Annotated in this window: 16 protein-coding genes; 6 read left to right on the top strand and 10 right to left on the bottom strand. The window is 58.8% G+C overall.

Features of this window, described 5'->3' with window-relative positions; genetic code table 11:
• Nucleotides 1-52 precede the first annotated feature (52 nt).
• Nucleotides 53-1,288, bottom strand: a complete 1,236-nt coding sequence (locus QUE75_RS18030; protein WP_396631717.1) for a lytic murein transglycosylase — start codon at nucleotides 1,286-1,288, stop codon at nucleotides 53-55.
• 214 nt (nucleotides 1,289-1,502) lie between these two features.
• On the opposite strand from QUE75_RS18030, the gene QUE75_RS18025 reads away from it, so the two are divergent.
• On the top strand, nucleotides 1,503-2,393 hold the full coding sequence (locus QUE75_RS18025; RefSeq protein WP_286252239.1) for a response regulator: 891 nt from the start codon (nucleotides 1,503-1,505) through the stop codon (nucleotides 2,391-2,393).
• 28 nt (nucleotides 2,394-2,421) lie between these two features.
• Here the strand turns inward: QUE75_RS18025 and phoR are convergent, their stop codons facing one another.
• The 5 genes from phoR to QUE75_RS18000 form a co-directional block, all read right to left on the bottom strand.
• On the bottom strand, nucleotides 2,422-3,741 hold the full coding sequence (phoR, locus tag QUE75_RS18020; RefSeq protein ID WP_286252236.1) for a phosphate regulon sensor histidine kinase PhoR: 1,320 nt from the start codon (nucleotides 3,739-3,741) through the stop codon (nucleotides 2,422-2,424).
• A gap of 52 nt (nucleotides 3,742-3,793) precedes the next feature.
• Nucleotides 3,794-4,486, bottom strand: coding sequence for a phosphate regulon transcriptional regulator PhoB (gene phoB / locus QUE75_RS18015; protein WP_058091532.1), 693 nt, complete (start codon nucleotides 4,484-4,486; stop codon nucleotides 3,794-3,796).
• A gap of 104 nt (nucleotides 4,487-4,590) precedes the next feature.
• Nucleotides 4,591-5,475: a 4-hydroxybenzoate octaprenyltransferase gene (gene ubiA, locus QUE75_RS18010; protein WP_286252233.1), complete on the bottom strand. Its 885-nt coding sequence runs from the start codon at nucleotides 5,473-5,475 to the stop codon at nucleotides 4,591-4,593.
• Nucleotides 5,476-5,553: 78 nt separating this feature from the next.
• Nucleotides 5,554-6,108 (bottom strand): chorismate--pyruvate lyase family protein, encoded by a 555-nt coding sequence (locus QUE75_RS18005; protein ID WP_061330844.1) that lies wholly within the window; start codon nucleotides 6,106-6,108, stop codon nucleotides 5,554-5,556.
• A complete protein-coding gene (locus QUE75_RS18000; RefSeq protein ID WP_061330843.1) occupies nucleotides 6,089-6,646 on the bottom strand; it encodes a hypoxanthine-guanine phosphoribosyltransferase in 558 nt (185 codons plus the stop codon). Before QUE75_RS18000 ends, QUE75_RS18005 begins: the two co-directional genes overlap by 20 nt.
• Before the next feature lie 267 nt (nucleotides 6,647-6,913).
• Here QUE75_RS18000 and QUE75_RS17995 point away from each other — a divergent pair, with 267 nt between their 5' ends.
• The 3 genes from QUE75_RS17995 to tesB all read left to right on the top strand — a co-directional run bounded on the left by QUE75_RS17995 (nucleotide 6,914) and on the right by tesB (nucleotide 9,237).
• Nucleotides 6,914-7,081, top strand: coding sequence for a rubredoxin (locus QUE75_RS17995; protein ID WP_008173532.1), 168 nt, complete (start codon nucleotides 6,914-6,916; stop codon nucleotides 7,079-7,081).
• 16 nt (nucleotides 7,082-7,097) lie between these two features.
• Nucleotides 7,098-8,255 carry an NAD(P)/FAD-dependent oxidoreductase gene (locus QUE75_RS17990; RefSeq protein ID WP_061330842.1) on the top strand — a complete coding sequence of 386 codons (1,158 nt, stop codon included), beginning with the start codon at nucleotides 7,098-7,100 and terminating at the stop codon, nucleotides 8,253-8,255.
• A 121-nt stretch (nucleotides 8,256-8,376) separates the two neighbouring features.
• Entirely contained in the window at nucleotides 8,377-9,237 is an 861-nt protein-coding gene (gene tesB / locus QUE75_RS17985) for an acyl-CoA thioesterase II (RefSeq protein WP_061330841.1), read from the top strand.
• On the opposite strand, the gene QUE75_RS17980 is transcribed toward tesB, so the two are convergent.
• The 3 genes from QUE75_RS17980 to QUE75_RS17970 all read right to left on the bottom strand — a co-directional run bounded on the left by QUE75_RS17980 (nucleotide 9,204) and on the right by QUE75_RS17970 (nucleotide 13,484).
• The gene (locus tag QUE75_RS17980) at nucleotides 9,204-11,750 is read right to left on the bottom strand and encodes an EAL domain-containing protein (RefSeq protein ID WP_286252215.1); all 2,547 of its coding nucleotides are present in this window, start codon (nucleotides 11,748-11,750) and stop codon (nucleotides 9,204-9,206) included. The genes tesB and QUE75_RS17980 overlap by 34 nt on opposite strands.
• Before the next feature lie 108 nt (nucleotides 11,751-11,858).
• Nucleotides 11,859-12,305 carry a flavodoxin gene (locus tag QUE75_RS17975; protein ID WP_286252214.1) on the bottom strand — a complete coding sequence of 149 codons (447 nt, stop codon included), beginning with the start codon at nucleotides 12,303-12,305 and terminating at the stop codon, nucleotides 11,859-11,861.
• Between the two features lie 75 nt (nucleotides 12,306-12,380).
• Nucleotides 12,381-13,484 (bottom strand): GGDEF domain-containing protein, encoded by a 1,104-nt coding sequence (locus QUE75_RS17970; RefSeq protein ID WP_286252213.1) that lies wholly within the window; start codon nucleotides 13,482-13,484, stop codon nucleotides 12,381-12,383.
• 198 nt (nucleotides 13,485-13,682) lie between these two features.
• Between QUE75_RS17970 and QUE75_RS17965 the strand changes: the two genes are divergently transcribed.
• Nucleotides 13,683-15,248, top strand: coding sequence for an inorganic phosphate transporter (locus tag QUE75_RS17965; protein WP_286252211.1), 1,566 nt, complete (start codon nucleotides 13,683-13,685; stop codon nucleotides 15,246-15,248).
• A gap of 107 nt (nucleotides 15,249-15,355) precedes the next feature.
• Complete coding sequence (locus QUE75_RS17960) at nucleotides 15,356-15,622, top strand: hypothetical protein (RefSeq protein ID WP_058091522.1); 267 nt, start codon at nucleotides 15,356-15,358, stop codon at nucleotides 15,620-15,622.
• A gap of 224 nt (nucleotides 15,623-15,846) precedes the next feature.
• Here QUE75_RS17960 and panP read toward each other — a convergent pair whose 3' ends face one another.
• A complete protein-coding gene (gene panP / locus QUE75_RS17955) occupies nucleotides 15,847-17,523 on the bottom strand; it encodes a pyridoxal-dependent aspartate 1-decarboxylase PanP (RefSeq protein WP_286252208.1) in 1,677 nt (558 codons plus the stop codon).
• Nucleotides 17,524-17,718 lie beyond the last annotated feature (195 nt).

Raw genomic sequence — 17,718 nt, 5'->3', positions numbered from 1 at the left:
TAGCTGTCTGGCTGGCTGGCAAGGTGTAAAAATAGCTGACGGTCAGGAAGGGTCAGCTTCCACTGATCACGTTCAGTGTCTCGAGCAGGGCTTCCGAAGGCATGCCGTCGGCAATCAGGCCCTGGGATTTCTGGAACTCGCGAATGGCCTTACGGGTGTTTGAACCGAGGATGCCATCAGGGTTGCCGCTCGCAAAGCCCTTGGTGTTGAGGCTCTCCTGAAGCTGGATGATCTGGTCACGGGACAGGGTGGGCTGATCTTCCGGCGGTGGATTCTGAAGCCCGCCGGCGCCAGCAATTCGATCGGCCAGGTGGCCAACGGAAACGGCATAGAACTCCGAACGGTTCCAGCCCATGATGACCCGGAAGTTGCTGTAAACCAGGAACGCCGGGCCCCGATGGCCGCTGGGCACCACCAGTGCCGCCTCAATGGGTTCGTTCGCCAGGGCATTGCCAAAGGCGTCTGTGATGCCCATGCCACGCCATTCAGCCAATGGCAAACGGCGGCCATCGGACAGGCTGAAGTCAAAGTTGGCTGGCAGAAGGACCTCCCGGCCCCAGCGATACTCGCCGTCCCAGCCCATGGATTGGAGGAACTTACCCGCAGACATCATGGCATCCGGCAGGCTGTTCCAAAGGTCCCGGCGGCCGTCGCCATCGGCATCGACCGCATGTTGCAGGAACACGGTGGGCATGAACTGGACGTGGCCCATGGCGCCAGCCCAGGAGCCTTCCATCTGTTCCGCGGGAATGGCCCCTTCGTCAATGATTTTCAGGGCCGCAACGAACTGCTCGGTAAAAAAAGTGCTGCGGCGCTGGTCGCAGGCCAGGGTTGCCAGCGAGCTGGGCACCGGCATCTTGCCGAAGTAGCTGCCATAGTTGGTCTCAAGGCCCCAGAACGCCAGCAGGTAGGGCGCCGGAACTCCGGTTTCCCGGGTAACCCGGTTGAGCAGATCCCGATGCGTTTCGAGTAACTCCCGGCCTTTGGTAATTCGGGACTCATTCACGCGGCGGTTGAAGTAATCGGCAAATGTGGTGGTGAACTCCGGTTGCCGACGGTCGAGCTCAATCACGCGTTCAATATAGTTAACGTTGGCCAGAACGTCCCGGGCGGTAGCCTCGCTGACGCCGGCACCCACAGCCCTGGCCTCGAGGGTTTGTTTGCACTCGGCAAATTGCTCGTCGGTCATGACCGGTATGCTCTGGCCCTGAGCACCAAAGGCCAGGGCCGACAGCGACAGGGAAGCCAGGGTACGGCGGATGTTCGGCCGTGTAATCAGATGAGCCACAGTAAACCTCTCGGGACGAAGGTAAGCGATCGATGTCGCCATGTTAGCCTGTTTTCCAGCCGGGAAAACACTGCCTGAAGGCCAGGTGTGTGACAATTCTTTAATGCCTGATGGCATCTGTCGTGTTTGTCGTCTTTTTGTTGCGGGTGGGTCACGCTGAGCCCGCGATGTTCTATAGTTTACGGATGCACGCAAGCCCGGAGTGGATGGTTTTATGGCAACACTGAAAGCGCTGGTGGTGGACGACGCCAGTTTTGTAAGGGATCTGGTAAAACGCACCGTACGCCAGCGATTCCCGGTGATCGAGACTACCGATGCCCAGAATGGTCGCCGGGCCCAGTCGCTGATGTCCCGGAGCAATTTTGATCTGGTTTTGTGTGACTGGGAAATGCCCGAGATGTCCGGTCTGGAACTGCTGCAGTGGATGCGCCAGCAGCCTCAGTACGAGAAAGTGCCATTCATCATGATTACCAGCCGGGGCGATAAGGACCATGTGATTGAGGCGGTCAAGGAAGGGGTGTCCGAGTACCTGGGCAAGCCATTCAGTCCTGAGGGGTTGAGCAAGAAAATTATCAAGGTTATGGGGCGGCGCCTGAAAGACGCTATGGAGAAAGGCGGCAAATCCATGGAGGGGCCGGCGGATGCCTTCAAGGAATCCGCGGCGCTGCTAACCCAGAAGCGGGATGCTCCGGAGCCTCGAAAAGAACCGGCCGCTGCTGCCGCGGAACAGGACAATCCGCTGTTGGCGGGGGGGCGGCGAGAAGCCTCGTCCAGACCGGCTGCTCGCGGGCCCATGAGCCTGGCCTCGGTCAGGTTTTCCGACAGCACTCTGAAATCTGTGGTGAAAGATGTCAACTTGACGGAAGTTCGGGTGATTGCCAAGCGGGACCAGGAGTTTCCCGGCATTCTGGATCAGGCGGTGGTGGATATTGATATTGGCGACGGGCAGATGGCTCGGCTGAATGGTTATGTACACCAGTTGCAGGCAGTCGATAAACGCCAGGATACCGACTTTGTCAGCGTCACCATCCGGTTTGTCGATGAGGACCCGAAAAAACTGGAAGATCTGTCACGGTTTGTGGCGCGGTTCCGCGCCGGTAGGTAGTCGCTCGCGCATCCTGGTGCCTGGCGAGTCAGCTGTCGTTGGTTTCCGGAACCCGCTCCACCAGACGTTCCCGGGGGAAATGACAAATGAATTCGCTGCCTTCGCCAACCTTACTGCGAATTTCGAGATTGCCGTCGTGATTGATCAGTACATGCTTGACGATGGCCAGCCCCAGGCCAGTACCGCCAGTATCTTTGTGTCGGCTCGGGTCTGCCCGGTAAAAGCGCTCGGTCAGTCGGGGAATATGAACCGGGTCAATGCCGATACCTGTGTCCTTTACCCGCAGGTGCGCGCCGTCCCGGTTGGCACTCCAGGAGACTTCAATGCTGCCGTTGGCCGGGGTGTATTTCACCGCATTGAAAATCAGGTTTGAAAAGGCACTTCTGAGCTGACTCTCATCGCCCCGTAACAGCCGGTGGTCTGTGACCTCTACCAGAATTTTGTGATTTCTGTCGCCACTGAGCGCCCTGGCGTCGTGGCAGATTTGATTGATTAGATGTTCGACATCGGTCAGGGCATCGTCGCCGGTGTGTTCTCCGGTCTCAATCTTTGACAGCAGGATCAAGTCGGTTATCAGGGCTTCCATTCGTGAGGACTGCGCCGCCATGGTGTTGATGGCCCGTCGCCACTTCGGGGGCAGTTCGTCACCGTGATCAACCAGGGTTTCCAGATAACCGCTGATGACGGTCAGCGGGGTGCGCATTTCATGGGAAACGTTGCCGACAAAATCCCTGCGCATCTGTTCCAGTTGATAAAGTCGGGTGACGTCCTTGGCGACGATCAGCCGGTCGTCATCGCCAAACAGGCTGATCTGTATCTGCAGGTGGATGTGGGGCCGGGCAGGAGAGTGAATTTCCAGCGGTTCCCGGTAATCCCGAGCGTCGAAGTAGGCTTTGAAGGCCGGTGTGCGAATCAGGTTGTGGATGTATTGCCCCTGGTCGGTGCTGCGCCTGAAACCGAGGAGGTATTCCGCTGAGCCATTCCACCACTCCATGGCGCCCCGGGCGTCGGTCATGATGACCCCGTCGCGCATGGCGTTGGTGGATTCCTGCACCCGGTTGATCCGGGCACGCAGGCGGTCCTGGGTTAGCAGGTGACCCTGGTGAAGTTTGTGCAGGTTGTCAAAGATGTCACCCCACAGGCCGATACTTTTTGGGGGCTCGCCGGTGGCGCTGGGGTTGGCCAGCCATTGGTAGAGGTGGCGTGCCTGGCCCAGTGTCCACCAGAGGTAGGCCATCAGTCCCGCAAGCAGGCCATACAATGGGTAGCCGAAATACCAGCCCACCAGGGTGGTGCCAGCAAGGCCGGCGATGATCAGACGCAGATATCTTGACCAGTTGTGTTGCATCAAAGTCTGCCTTGTTGTGTGTCCGGCGCTGATGCGTGACGGCCGGTGTGGATCAGGCGGCCCGTGTTGAGAAACGGTAACCGGTGCCCCGTACCGTCTGAATCAGGTGATCGTACTTGTCGCCGAGCGCCTTGCGCAAGCGCCGTATGTGCACGTCAACGGTGCGTTCCTCAACATACACATTGCCGCCCCAGACCTGGTCCAGTAATTGGGAGCGGGTGTAAACCCTTTCCTGGTGAGTCATGAAAAACTGCAACAGCCGGTATTCGGTGGGTCCCATGGTCAGTGCGCCCTCGGGGGAAGTGACCCGATGGCCGACCGGGTCCAGGGTCAGGCCCTCCACTTCAATAGGGCTGTCGACGCCGGCCGGCGTTGCGCGGCGAAGTACGGCCTTCAGACGTGCCACCAGTTCCCTTGGGCTGAAAGGCTTGGTGATGTAATCGTCGGCACCCACTTCAAGGCCCTGGATCTTGTTGTCTTCCTCAACCTTGGCGGTCAGCATAATGATCGGAATGTCCGCCGTGGCCTCTTCTTTTTTCAGCCTTCGAGCCAGCTCAACGCCACTGGTGCCAGGCAGCATCCAGTCCAGCAGAATCAGGTCGGGCTGTTTATCAACGATCAGGGCATGCGCTTCGCGGGCATCCGCTGCCTCTAGGTAGTCATAATCCGCCATTTCGAGCGCGACCGCGATCATCTCGCGGATAGGTGCTTCGTCATCGACGATCAGGACAGTTTTTCCAGTCATGAGCATTAACCTGTGTCAGACCCCGGGAGCAAAATGGCTCCCCAGTAATGTTGCTGGGTCATTACAACGCGTCTTTGTTACAAGTATATGACATGGCTGGATGGTCAGAGCATCAAATCCAGGGCCAGGCCGGCGAACACCGCAAAGCCGGCCCAGTTGTTGTTGAGAAAGGCCCTGAAGCAGCCGTCCCGGGAGCGTTCCCGTGCCAGGTACTGGTGGTAGACAAACAGGCTGGCCATAGCGGCAACGCCAAGGTAGTAGAAGCTGCCGAGTTCGGCCTGGTTGCCCACCATGATCAGGATGACAATCACCATTGCCTGCAAGGCGCCGATAATGGCCCGGTCGGCCTCACCAAACAGGATGGCGGTCGATTTGATGCCTACTTTGACGTCATCATCCCGGTCAACCATGGCGTAGAGGGTGTCGTAGGCGACGGTCCAGAGCACGTTGGCGGTGAACAGCAGCCAGGTGAGCTGACTCAGCTCGTTGGCTTCTGCGGCCCAGGCCATGGGGATGGCCCAGGAGAAAGCGGCGCCCAGGAACAGCTGGGGCAGGTGGGTATAGCGTTTCATGAACGGGTAGATGAATGCCAGCAGAGCGCCACCGAACGACAGGTACAGGGTCAGCGAGTTGGTAAACAGCACGACCATCAGGAACGACACCAGGCACAGGCCGGCAAACAGGGCGACGGCTTCCCAGGCCCGGATGCGACCGGTAGTCAGGGGGCGGTCTTTGGTGCGTTTGACATGGCGGTCCCAGTCCCGGTCAGCGAAGTCGTTAATGGCACAGCCTGCCGCCCGCATGAAGAACACGCCCAGGGTGAAGATCACAATGTTGGCCAGGGACGGCATTCCGCCCGCGGCAAGCCAGAGAGCCCACCAGGTGGGCCAGAGTAACAGCAGGCTGCCAATAGGTCGGTCGATTCGCAGCAGCTTCGCGTAGTCGGCCAGACGGCTCTGGACGTGTTCTGGCAGGGCGTTCTGCAGCATGGCAAGGATCTTCCATCGGTCGGGTGCGTGGGCAGTGGCTGATTATAGCCAGCCTGGCGGCGCCGGTTAAACCCGCGTTTACCGTTGGTAGAGTGTTGGCAGCAGGTACTCGCCCACCATCAGGGCCTCGTTGCCTCGGTGAAACAGGGAGCGCCGGGCCAATTGTGGTTGCTGGTCATCGGTGTTCTGGCATAGTCCGGTTTCCAGTGGGCCGCGCAGCCATTCAGGACGGCTGAAGAGATAGGCACCAAGAGGCTTGTTGCCAAGGTTGCGAAGGCGTCGGCCCTTGCCTTCGAGGCAGGCCAGGGGAATGACGGTGCGGGCAAGAACCCAGGGTTGGCTATCGCCGCACAGGCGTACTTCCCTGATCCAGGCCCGCTGCCGGGGCGCGAGGCCGAGGCGCCGTGCTTCCTCAAGTGTTGGCACGGCGAAGCCCTCGTTGCAGACTTCCACGTGAAAGCGGTAACGGCACTGTTGTTGGAGCGCCCGGGTAAACGAGCCCTCCACCTGGAGCCAGTGCCGGGCCGGGCCGTGCACCGCCGGATTGTGAAGCCCGGCGGCAGCAAGAGAACGGTACCAGCGCGTGGGGGGAATGATCGGCCCGTTGCGGTGGTCAGAGTCCTTTGACGGCATAGATTCCGGGCGCGTTGCGCCAGTATCCCTTGTAGTCCATGCCATAACCGAACAGGAATCGGTCTTCGACATACAGGCCGGTGAAGTCTGCTTTCAGGCCAGGGCGGGCCTTGCGATCGTGCTCCTTGTCGACCAGAACTGCGGTCAGGACTTCTTGGGCACCATGAGCCAGGCAGTAATCCGCAATGGCGCAGAGGGTCGTACCCTCGTCGAGGATATCGTCGACAATCAATACCGTGCGGCCTTTCATGTCGGCCTCAGGCTGGAGCTTCCATTCCAGGATGCCGCCAGTGGTTTCCTGGCGGTAGCGGGTTGCGTGCAGGTACTCCGCCTGGACCGGGAACAGAAGCCTGGGCAGCAGTTGCCCGGTCAGTATAAGACCGCCGTTCATCACACAGAACAGCAGTGGGTTGCTGTCTTTAAGGCGCTCGGTAATGGCAGTGGCCATTGTGTCGATGGCGGCACTCACCTGCTGCTCATTCACCAGGCAGTCGGCTTCGGCCATGACCTGGTTCATGTCGGCGACGGTATCGGTCATAACGGTCGGATCCTGTCGTAAAACCGGCGATTATACCGAAGTGGGGCCATTGAAGGGAGGGGGTGGCGCCCGGTAGCTATCTGTAGTTACTGCTATTGGCACAAATATACCGGGATGAGCGTCCGTGCTGGCATTGGTCATCGGCAATGGTACGAGTATTATGGCCCTTTGCGGTTGTCTGGCCTGTCCGGACAAATCTTTAAAGTGATGCTTGATTGTTGCATTGTCAGACAATAATATTCCGCCAACATTGATGGGAGAGATAGCATGAAGAAGTGGCAGTGTGTGGTTTGTGGCCTGATCTACGATGAGGCCGAGGGTTGGCCGGAAGATGGAATCGAGCCGGGTACAAAATGGGAAGACGTGCCCGAGGATTGGGTTTGCCCGGATTGCGGCGTTGGCAAAGAAGACTTCGAGATGATCGAAATCGGCTGATAAACGGAGCAGATGAATGACCAACCAGGCACCGATTGTGATTGTAGGCACCGGGTTGTCGGGCTACTCGCTGGTACGCGAATTCCGCAAGCTGGACAAAGACACCCCGATCGTTATGGTCACCGCCGATGATGGCGTCAGCTATTCCAAGCCGATGCTGTCTACCGGGTTTACCAAAGATAAAGACGCCCAGGGGCTGGCCCAGGCCGACACCGAAGCCATGGCTGAGCAGCTTGGGGTGGAAGTACGCACCTACACCACGGTGACCGGTATAGACACCGGCAAGCACGAGTTGATCCTGGGTGATGAACGGCTAGGTTACAGCAAGCTGGTGCTGGCCTGGGGGGCTGACGTGATCCGCCTTGGTCTGGCTGGTAATGGCCTGGACCGTGTGTACTCCATTAACGACCTGCTGGACTACCGGGCATTCCGCAAAGCGCTGGAAGGCGGTAAGCGGGTAGCGATCATGGGGGCCGGGCTGATTGGTTGTGAGTTTGCCAACGATCTTCGCAATGGTGGTTATGAGGTCGACGTGATTGCACCGGACGCCACGGTGATGCCCAGCCTGTTGCCGGAGCCCGCCGCTGAGGCTGTTCGCCATGAGCTGACGGAGCTTGGGGTTCGTTTCCACCTGGGAACCGTTGTCGAGCGGGTTGATGAGGACGGAGACGGCGTCCGGCTGACGCTGGGTAACGGTGAAACACTGCAGGCCGACCTGGTGATTTCAGCGGTTGGTTTGCGGCCGCGAACCGAGCTGGCGAAAGCCGCGGGGCTGGACACCGGGCGGGGCATACAGGTGAACCGTGCGCTGGAAACCTCGGCAGAGGATGTCTATGCCCTGGGCGACTGCGCTGAAGTGGACGGCCAGGTGCTGCTGTATGTACTGCCGTTGATGGCCTGCGCCCGTGCTCTGGCGAAAACCCTTACGGGCGAACGCACCGAGGTCCGCTATGGCACCATGCCAATCATGGTCAAGACACCTTGCTGCCCGACAGCCGTGTGCCCGCCACCGATCGGCGCCGAAGGGAACTGGCAGATTGAACAGGAAGCATCAGACGTGAAAGCGTTGTTCAAGTCGCCTGCCGGTGAAACACTCGGTTTTGCGGTGACCGGACGGTTTGCCGTTGAAAAACAGGCGCTGGCGCGGGAAGTGCCGCCTCTTCACCAGGATTGACCAGCCTGCCATCGGGGCCATCCGGCCCCGATATTCTTCCTTGCCTTGTTGTTGTCGTTGCGAAATTTTGCTGTCTGGGGTAGAAAACCCGTTCGTGAGCTAACAAAACACAGGAGCAGGCATGCTAGAGGTAACCCGTAAGCTGGTGGAGCTGTTGGACTTGTCCCCCATCGGTGATGATCATTTTCAGGGTGAAAGCGAAGACCTGGGATTCCCCCATGTGTTTGGTGGTCAGGTGCTGGGGCAGGCCCTGATGGCAGCCAGTCGCACCGTCGAGGACCGGCTGTGCCATTCGTTGCATGCCTATTTTCTGCGCCCGGGCAACCACAGCATGCCGATTGATTATGAGGTGCAGAGGGTGCGTGATGGCGGCACCTTCTCGGTGCGTCGTGTGATTGCCCGCCAGGATGGCAAGGAAATTCTGACCGGCTCCATGTCGTTCCAGGTGACCGAACCGGGGCTGGATCACCAGTTGGAGATGCCTGAGGCACCAGAACCTGAGTCACTGCGTTCCGAGCAGGACTGGGGCAAGATGATCGCAGAAAAGTTACCGGAAAAACTGCGGGATGTGATGACCAAGGATCGTCCGATTGAAATCCGCCCGGTCAATCCAATGAATCCGTTCAAGCCAGAGAAACGCCCGCCCCATCGGCAGAACTGGTTCCGGGCGGCTGGGCCCCTTCCGGACGATCCGGTGTTGCACCGGTGCCTGTTGACCTACGCCTCCGATTTCACCTTTCTCGGTACGTCGCTGAACCCCCATGGCCGAACGTTTATGAGCAAGGGGATGCAGGTGGCCAGCCTGGACCACGCTATCTGGTTCCACCGGGATTTTCGCATGGACGACTGGCTGCTGTATGACAAGGACAGCCCCAGCGCGTCCGGTGCGCGGGGGTTTAATCGGGGCAACTTCTTTACCCGGGACGGCGTGCTGGTGGCGTCAACGACTCAGGAAGCGCTGATTCGCGAGCGCCTGGGCTGACCAGACATCCAGTCAATCATCCCGTCAAAGGGCAGCGGCCTGGTCAGAATGTACCCCTGAATCAGGTCGCAGCCCATGTCTTCCAGCAGGCGCAGCGTTTCGTCATCCTCAACCCCCTCCGCAACCACCGTGTAGCCCAGGCTGTGACACATATCGATGGTGGTCCGCACGATCACCCGGTCTTCCTCCCGATGCGACAGTTCGGTAATCAGTGACCGGTCGATTTTGATCTCACTGGCCGGCAGCTGTTTGATGTACGACAGTGAAGAGTACCCGGAGCCGAAGTCGTCGATGGACAGGGGTATACCTGCCGCGTTCAGGGCATTGAGTGCTTTCAGAGAGTTCACAGGGTCTTGCATCATCGAGGTTTCCGTTACCTCAAAGGTAATGGCACCCATATGGGAGTGAAAGCTCTGCATCAGGCGCTGAACGAATACCGCGAAATCCGGCTCCCGGAGGTTGTTGGGCGAGATATTAACCGCTATGCCTGCGTCGAAGCCCAGCTCCAGTAACCGGCTGCGCATGTGCAGGGCTTCCTGCAGTACCCAGCGGGTCAGGGGCTTGATCAGCCCGCTTTGCTCCGCCAGGGCAATGAGCTGGTCCGGTGCGACCGGTTGTTCGCGGTCTGGCCAGCGGATCAGGGCTTCATATCCGACGATCTGGCCGGACTTGAGCGACAACTTGGGTTGTAGATACAGCGCCAGCGTGTTGTTGTCGATGGCGTGTCGGAGCTCAGATACCAGAGTCAGTCGTTCTGCACTGTAGGAATCCCGGGACGGCTTATAGTAGGCAATCCCCCGGTCCCGGGCACGGTCAGAGCCTTCGGCAATCACCGCGCGCCGAATAAGAGTGTTGGCGTCTGTGCCGTGTTCGGGATAAATCGCCACCCCGAGTTGCGGCGCTAGTGGCACCTGCATACCCAGGAAATCAACCGGGTAACGGACTTCCTCAATGCTTCGCAGCACCGCCCGGGTGGCAGCTTCGGCTTCGCTGGCATCAACCAGGAAGGCAAAGGTTTGCGGGTCCAGGCTGGCCACGTAAAAGTTTCGGACGTCGCTCTGCTCAATGGCAATGGCGCCCGGTACATCCCGAATCACCGCATTGTAATGCTTGGACGCGAGCTCCAGGATGCGATCGCTGTTGCGATGGCCCAGGGTCTTGGTCACCGAGTTCAGGTTGTTGAGGTGAATAATCACCACGCCATAGCGTTTGCGGTCATTCGAGTGGGTGAGCTCACTCAGTTTCATTTCGAAGCTGCTGCGATTGGGGAGGCCTGTCAGTGGGTGGTGCAGGGCCTGGTCCATCAGCCGCAGCTCGGCTGAACGCCGGGCTTCCAGTGCCCTCAACTCGGCTTCCCGGGCCAGAACCTTGTCCTGGCGTTCCCGGTAAATACGTACCGCCAGTGCCAGGCTTAGCAGAATGGCCTCCAGTGCGGAGCCTATTTGCATGCCGTAGGCGGTGATGAAGTTGGTGGGGATCAGGCCATACTTGTTGGCTGCGGTAATAGCACTGCCCAGGGTTAGAGCGCCCCAGGCCAGGGTGTAGTAGACCGCCTGGGGATTGCCGCGAACCCATTGGAGCGGTCCCACCACCGTCAACAGCAGGCAGCTGGGAATGGCGAGTGCAACCGTCAGGCGGCTGCCGGTGCTGTAATCGGTGAAGAAGGTGATGACCGCCATCAGAACATTGAGGGTAATGGTTAGCAGAATCAGCCGGTCAAGCCCTGGGCTGGACCGTTTCAGTCTCAGGAACGAGCGTGAGAACAGGAGGGTGAAGACCATAGCAAACGGCACGGTCAGCAGCATGGCCCGGTTCTGTATGGCTGGGAGGTTTGGCCACAGTAACTGATAGGTGATGCCGTTCAGGCTGCCTACAAGGATCAGGTAACCGAGGGTGGATAACACATAAAGTAGGTAGACCGGTTCCCTCAGTGCCAGAAACACAAACAGATTGAAGCAGATAACGGTAATCAGAATGCCGTAGTAACCGGCGTGCAGCTGGCTTGCGACAGAGGCTTTCTCGAAATAACTGCGGCTGTTCCAGAGCTTCAGGGGAATCTGCATGGCGCCCTGGGTTTCTACACGTAGCAGGATCTGGTAGGCGCTCTCCGGTTGCAGCTGGAACGGGAACAGGAAGTGAGGGTGCTGAACTGGCCGCTCCCGGAACGGTTTCTGATCGCCGGTGCTGTCATGGCGGACGATATCGCCGTCTTGGATCAGGTAAAAATCAATGTGATCAAGCTGTGGGTAGCTGATTTCCAGCAGGGTGATGAGTTCCGGATTGCTGACTGGAAAGCGAAGCCAGATGTGGTCTCGGATGTAGCCGAAATTGGGGGTTTTCTCCGGCAATACCTGCCAATCGTCCGAGGCCAGGGCCTGTTGGGGGGACAGACTGGTGTCTGGCGTCAGCCGCAGGTATTCCATGTCTGGGATGTACGAGGGCTCGGCCGGCTGGGCGTTCAGCGGCAGCGTTACCAACAGAAACAGCAGGGCCAGAAGCTTAGCCGGGTTCATCAGAGTCACAGGTTACCGTTATTGTCGTTATGCTGACGAGTATGGCCTGTCGCCGGAGGCGGCTCAAGCATCACGGTTCGTAGATTTGGTAACTTGTGTAAAGATTGGTCAAATCCCGTTAACCCAGTTTTTTGCCCAGGGCACGGCCTCGGATTCCGGGTCCATGGTTTCCAGGGCATCCACTCTCAGGGAATCGCCTACCTTGCGGGCGCCGGTTTCGTAAAACGCTTCTTCGATCAAATCGCCGGCACCGCAGAAAGTGTCTCCGTAGGAACTGTCGCCCAGCACAATGATACCGAACGGCCGGCCGGGCTGCTGAGGCAGTTGTTCCCTCAGGTCCAGGTAAAAAGGCAGCAGGTTGGCCGGTATCTCGCCTTGCCCGGTGGTGGAGGTGCAAACCAGAAGGGCGTCGTCATTGGTGGTGATGTCATCAAGCTGAGGGCTTTCCAACACGACCACCTGGTGCCCGTCGGTTTCCAGTTCCTCGCGAATCTTGCGGGCCGTCAGCAGGGCGCCACCATAAACACTGCCCACCAGAACTCGAATTGCTGCCATGTCACCACCTATATTTGTCAGGACTTCGGCCCCCTGGCCAACCGGGGCTGATCATAGCGATGGTGTCCCGCAGGCTCAAGCCCGGGTTTCTGTTGACTCCGTGATGCCCTGGCTTCTTACCCGGGGCGCGATACGGTTCCTGCCCGCATCTTTGGCGTTGTACAACTGGATATCAGCCTGTTTGAGTAATTCATTCACCGAACCCGCCTTGGAAATGGAACAGACTCCGGCACTGATGGTGACTGGCAGCGTCTCGCCCTGATATTGAAACTGTGTGCTGGCTACCTCTGCCCGAAGCCGCTCGGCCAATGCCAGGGCTTGCAGCAGGCTGGTGTCTGGAAGTAGCAGGAGAAATTCTTCCCCGCCCCAGCGGGCGGCCAGGTCGGATTGTCGCACCACGGTATTGGTAAGGTCGGCGAACTGACGGAGCACCGCGTCGCCAGCGTTGTGGCCATGGTCGTCGTTGATGCGTTTGAACAGGTCCAGGTCAATCAGCACCACAGAGAAATGGTGGCCAGCGCGTTTGAAACGGGAGAACTCGGTATCCAGCCGGTTCTGCATTTCCCGACGGTTGGCCAGTCCGGTCAGCTCGTCGGTGCGGGCTGCACGTTCATGGGTTTTGGCCAGCGCCAGGAGCCTGTTCCGGGCCCGCAGGCGCCCCGCTTCCAGTACAAAGCAGAAAATGGATTCAAAGGTCAGGGTGGCAAAGAAGCGAATTTTGAAGTCGGTGGAGTATTCCGCGGTCACCAGGGGTAGCCCCGGAAACTGGAAGACGATGATCGCCAAGAGATAGCAGAACAGCAGAATAGCAGTCCCGCCTTTCAGACTGGTCAGGTAAAAAAGCAGCGGAGGGAATACATAGAACCACAAAGGCCCGGTGTTGCCCTCGCCGCCTGACGCCAGGAGGTAGGCGAACAGGAGCCCAACGGTGGTCAGCAGGCCGGCCTTCTGAACAACCCGATCCCGCGTCCAGGCGTACCAGATCATGTTGAACGCAACAGGAACAATGAACAGCCAGAGCACCCAGGCATGAACCGGGTGCTCCGCATACCAGGCCTTGGTGCCAATACCCGCCAGAAACACGACGGCCATCACGGACAGGCCATTGAGCAAGCGGGAGATTTGCCGCTCTTCCTGTTCCCGGGAGCTGGCGTGGTCGGCTAGGGTGTCGTGGGTCATGGGCGTTTTTATCGTTTTTTGACGCTCTTTCCGGAAGTATGCGCCAAATTATGTAGCATTTGCAGTCCCTCTTTACGGGAATGTGACGCCTGCCTTGCGTGTCAGTTTTGTTTCAATTTTATGGCAAAAATTTTATAGTTTGCCCCCCGTGGCATGACTGCCCGATGTTCATTCAGCTCACAAGAGATGACATTGATTATGGCCCGCTCCAGCAACTTTCTGGATACCCTCCTCACCAGCCCCGCCACGGAACGGTATCGGGTCGGCCTGAGTGTTCTGTTCCTGCTTATCGTCTGGCTTGTGGTTGGCTCCTTTAGCCAGGGCCTGCCCAATAATATGCTGTTGATGGCGGCGGCTGTTATTGGCGGTTACATGGCCATCAACATCGGCGCCAATGACGTCGCCAACAACGTCGGCCCGGCGGTCGGTTCGGGTGCCCTGTCGCTCGGCGGCGCTGTTTTGCTTGCGGCGGTGTTTGAAGCCGGTGGCGCGATCATTGCCGGGGGCGATGTGGTTTCAACCATTAAGGGCGGCATTATTGATCCCACCAACCTAGATGACCCGAGAGCCTTTGTCTGGCTGATGACCGCAGCCTTGCTGGCTGGCGCCCTGTGGCTGAACCTGGCCACCTGGATGGGCGCGCCCGTGTCCACCACCCACTCGATAGTTGGAGGCGTTCTGGGGGCCGGTATTGCCGCTGGCGGCTGGGCCATCGCCGATTGGTCGGTGATGAGCAAGATCGTTGCCAGTTGGGTTATTTCCCCGGTACTGGGTGGCGCCCTGGCGGCCTTGTTCCTGTTTGTGATTAAAAAGACGGTGCTGTACCAGAAGAACCTGGTGTCAGCGGCCCGTACCTTTGTGCCCTGGCTGGTGGCCATCATGGCGTGGGCCTTCGGCACTTACCTGATGATCAAAGGTATGAGCAAGCTGGTGAAACTGGACTTCACTCAGTCGGCCTTGATTGGCCTGGCCGTGGCGACGGTAGTGTTTTTCATCATGCGAACGCTGGTCGGTCGCAAGGCGGCGACCATGGAAAACAGCACCGACGGCGTGAACGCACTGTTCACCTGGCCGTTGATCTTTGCCGCTGCGCTGCTGAGTTTCGCGCACGGCGCCAACGACGTGGCCAATGCCATTGGTCCGCTGGCGGCCATTAATGATGCCATCCAGGCCGGTGGCGGTGTGGTCACCTCGGCCAGCATCCCGCTTTGGGTGATGTTGGTCGGTGCTCTGGGTCTTGCGGTGGGCCTGATGCTGTTTGGCCCACGCCTGATCAAGACGGTCGGCAGCGAAATCACCGAGCTGGATAAAACCCGTGCGTTCTGTATTGCCTTGTCTGCAGCACTCACCGTTATCCTTGCTTCCCAGTTGGGGCTGCCGGTCAGCTCCACCCATATTGCCATTGGTGGCGTATTCGGGGTTGGTTTCCTGCGGGAATACCTGAAATCCAACTATGCCACCCAGTTGCACAAGATCATGGAGCACCATGATCCGGCGGAGCAGGAGCGACTGAAGCCGTTCCTGGATGATTTCCGCAATGCCTCTGTCGAGGAAATGGAGAATCTGCTGAAGCAGGCCAAGAAAAAGAAGGATCAGGTGCCGCTGTCCAAGTCTGAACGCAAGCGCCTGAAGAAGATCTACAAGGAAGAAATGGTTAAGCGCTCGCACCTGTTCCGGATTGCTGCAGCGTGGATCATCACTGTGCCGGCGTCTGCCCTGATGGCGGCGTTCCTGTTCTTCGCCCTGCGTGGTTTGATGATCTGACGGCTTATGCGGGGCTGGTTACCGCCCCGCGGATTGGCCATACTATGGGCATCAGGCCCTGAACGGGCCGCTTTGCTTTAACGCTATCCATAATCGGGGAGTCAGGAATGAGTTCATCTTCCGAGAGCCGTCAGGCCAAGATGATTGAAGAGTTGCGGGTGTTCATCAAGAAAGTGATGAGCGAGCCGACGATTGCGGTCAAATCCATGGATATTGCCCGCAAATACAAGGGGCAGCCCAACTCCGATGAGTTGATCGCCCGCGAGATCAGTGCCAATACCACCATCCGGATTCCGGAGAACTGGAGTGAGGCGGATAAGATGTTTCTGGAGATCCTGCACGAGGTGCTGGATGACGAAGAGGCGCTTTACTGATCAATCCCCGGTGTTGAATGACGAACTCTGAGCAAGGGGATGGGGAGCTTCTCCCAAAACCTTGCGGAGCCATGGATGGCGGAGCAGAGCGTACAGGGACGTATTCACAGCGTGTTTTGGGAGAAGCTCCCCATCCCCTTGCGGGGCGCCGACTGGCTCCGCAAGGTTTTGGAAAGGGCTCCCGCAAGCCCCGCCCCACACTGCGGGGTTGTATTCAGGAAGCGCTAGGCCTGTCGGACTTCTTTCCTGTTCTGTTTTAATACTGCCTCGGCCATCTGATGCAGGATTTCAATCTCATCGGCAATGCCGTCTTCCTTCGACAGCTCCCTCTGCTCCCTGAGAATATCTTCCAGAATGTCCGGTGTTGTTAACGGGTTGGCCAGGACCACTCGGAAGACGATGCACGGGAAGTGGTAGTAGCGGGCAGGCTCCAGTCGGGTTCGGGAGACGAATGCCTTGCCCCGCTCCCGCTGGGTTTTCTGGATGAATTTGGTGATTCGGTTCAGGCAGGTGTTCATTTTCTCTGCCTGTAGTTCGTCGGCCATGGCCAGTGCCTGGCGTACGTCTTCCGGGCAATAGCGGTAGGTCAGGATGTTCAGTTCCGGCCGGGTGACCAGTTCGAAATCCGGTTGTTCATCGATCATGTTGGCAAAGGTTTTGGCTTTGTCTATGCCCTGGTCGATGAGGATTTCGTAGCCTTCTCTTGCGAGGATTTTCAGGCCGGAGTGAATCAGCATGGCCATGCCCGGGCGGGAGCCTTCCAGGGTGGTGCTGCCGAGATCCCGGGAGCCTTTCCGGATGATGTACTGGGCGTGGTGTTCTACCGCGCTGGCGAGGCTGGGGTCTTTGAAGACCACCAGGCCGGCGCCCATGGGTACGTAGAGTTGTTTGTGGGCGTCGAAGGTGACCGAGTCGGCTTTCTCGATGCCGCGCAGCAGGTGTTTGTGGGTGCGGGAGAACAGGGTTGGCCCGCCCCAGGCGGCGTCGACGTGGAAGTGGGCGCCGAATTCCCGGGCGATGTCGGCCATGGCGTCCAGCGGGTCGACGTTGCCGGTTTCGGTGGTGCCGGCCACGCCGCAGATGGCCATGACTTTGATTTTCTGTTTCTGCAGTTCCAGGCATTTGTCCCGCAGGGCATCGGGCTGGATGCGGTTGAATTCGTCGGTTTCCACCGGCACCAGGGCGTCGCGGCCCAGGCCGAGTACGTCGGCGGCTTTGCGCAGGGAATAGTGGCCGCGCTTGGAGACAACGATGGCGGCGCCTTCGCAGCCGTAATACCTCAGTGCCCGGAACAGGCCTTCTTCGTGCAGACCGCGGAAGCTGCCTTCGGCGGGGAAGGCGCGGTTGCGGGCGACCCACAGGGCGGTGAGGTTGGCAACGGTGCCGCCGGAGCACATGGCGCCCAGGGCGTGCCGGGGATCGTGCATCCATTTGCGGTAGAAGGAGCCGTCCTGCTGGTATACCAGCCGGTGAATCATGCCCAGTACCTGGCGCTCCAGCGGGGTGAAGGCTTTGGAGGTTTCGGTTTTTACCAGGTTCTGGTTCAGGGCAATCATGATTTTGGACAGCGGCAGCATGAAGTAGGGCAGTGCCGAGGTCATGTGGCCGATGAATGCCGGTGAGGCGGTGTGCACCGAGTTGGCCACCAGTTTGTCGAGCAGGAATTGGGCCTGTTCGGAGACGAATACCGGCTTTTCCGGAATCACGGAGTCGGCGAAGTTCTTTTCGACATCGCTCAGGTCGCGTTCAACGGCGACGATGTGTTCCTGGAGGAAGCCCGCCAGGTTCCGGGAGATGTTCTGGTCGATGCGGCTCAGGGTGGATTCCGGCGCCTCGGGCACCGTGAATACGCGATACATGGCCTCAACGGAGGCCTGGGCGGATTTTTTCTTTCCGGTCATAGAGCCACACACTTCTTTCAGTGGTTATCCGCAAGGTCGGTTCCGGAAACCCGGCGGACGAAGCCGGGCGTTGCCCGACACTCGTAGTATAGCCTGCGTGCTTGCAGGTCATGTATTCCCTGAGGGGCGGTAGTATAAGGCCTGAACAGGAATGACGCTATGCCTCGAGGGCCATGGGGATTTTGGCCTCTGTTG

The sequence above is a fragment of the Marinobacter shengliensis genome (assembly GCF_030297115.1).
In the GTDB taxonomy this organism is placed as follows: domain Bacteria; phylum Pseudomonadota; class Gammaproteobacteria; order Pseudomonadales; family Oleiphilaceae; genus Marinobacter; species Marinobacter shengliensis.
Note: the sequence above shows the minus strand (reverse complement) of the source record. Positions and strands in the feature narration are given on the sequence as shown.